Source organism: Nocardia sp. NPDC003482 (assembly GCF_053588115.1).
Genome location: NZ_JBSFPI010000065.1, coordinates 1 through 1,421, shown reverse-complemented (window position 1 = coordinate 1,421; position 1,421 = coordinate 1). Strand labels below are relative to the sequence as shown.

Here is a 1,421-nt window from a genome sequence, read left to right as displayed (position 1 = left end):
GCGGCCGCTTCGTCGTAGAGGGTGCGTGTTTTGAGGCAGCCGTGGAGGATGCCGACGAGGCGGTTGGCGAGTTGCCGTAGCGCGGCGTGGTGTTCGAGGCCGCGGGCGCGGTGTTTGTCGTAGTAGGCGCGAGCACCCGGTGAGGAGGTCAGGGCGCTGAACGCTTGGCGCAGGAGGGCGTCGATGAGTCGGTCGTTGTGCACGAACCGTGCCGCGATGATCCTCTTCTTGCCGGAGGCTCGGGTGATCGGGCTGGTGCCGGCGTAGTTCTTGCGGGCCTTCGCCGAGGTGTAGCGGTCGCGGGCGTCCCCGAACTCGGCGAGCACCCGGGCGCCGAGGATCACGCCCATCCCGGGTTGGGACAGCACGATCTCAGCGTCCGGGTGCCGGCCAAAATGGGCATCCACCTGCCCTTGCAGGGCGGTGATCTGTTCGCGGAGGGTGATCAGCACACTGACCGAGGCCCGCGTGGTGGCGGCATAGGCGGTGTCGATCACCGCGTCGCGGCGCAGGTGTTCACCGCGCAGCACCGACTGGATCCGGGCGGCTTTGGCGTCGAGGTCACGGCGGCGGGCCCGGGCGAGCGCGGCCCGGATCTGATTGAGCGACAACCGCGCCGCCGACACCGGATCCGGTGCCTTACCGAGCAGTTCCAGGGCGTCGGCGGCGGTGAGATCATCGAAGGCTTCCAGCGCGGCGGGGAAATACTCGCGCAGCGCGTGCCGCAGCCGCTGGACATGACGAGTTCGTTCCCAGATCAGCGTCTTATGCGCCCGCGCAACCACTTTCACCGCCTCGACCCGAGCGCTGTCGGTGGCTACCGGCCGCAGCTGATGCGAGTCGGTGCGCACCATATCAGCCAGCACGTGCGCATCGGCCGGGTCGCTCTTGGCGCCGGAAACCGCATGCCGTTCCCGATAGCGGGCCGCCCGCAACGGGTTGACCGCGAACACCGTATAGCCCGCGGCCAGCAGCGCCGCGACCCACGCTCCACGATCGGTCTCGATCCCGATCACCACCTCGGCGGCGTCGGTGTCGGCACCGAGATGCTCGGCGACCAGCGCATGAAACCGCGCGATCCCGTCCACCCCCTCAGGCAGCCGCGCTCTGGCCAAACGCTCGCCCGCCGCGTCCATCAACTCCACGTCATGGTGGTCCTGCGCCCAGTCGTCTCCGACGAACAACACCATCGATTCTCCCGTCCCTCAACGAATACCGCGACGCGGGTAGCGTCCGGGAGAACTCTCAGCGCCCTAATGAAACAGTGCTCACGCCGAGCATCAGCGGGCACGACATCCCATCAGCGATCCATCCTCCCGACCGACCGGCGGGGGCACGATCTTTATTCAGGACTCGAAGCCCTGGGAGCCACAACAGTGCTCACCCACCAGCCGCTACCGACAGCAAGTCTGCCGTATCAG

At 67.8% G+C, this 1,421-nt stretch carries 1 protein-coding gene; it reads right to left on the bottom strand.

Features of this window, described 5'->3' with window-relative positions; genetic code table 11:
• The coding region (locus ACWDSJ_RS37810; RefSeq protein ID WP_450037678.1) for an IS110 family transposase at nucleotides 1–1,187 on the bottom strand (1,187 nt) is incomplete at its 3' end.
• Nucleotides 1,188–1,421: the final 234 nt, after the last annotated feature.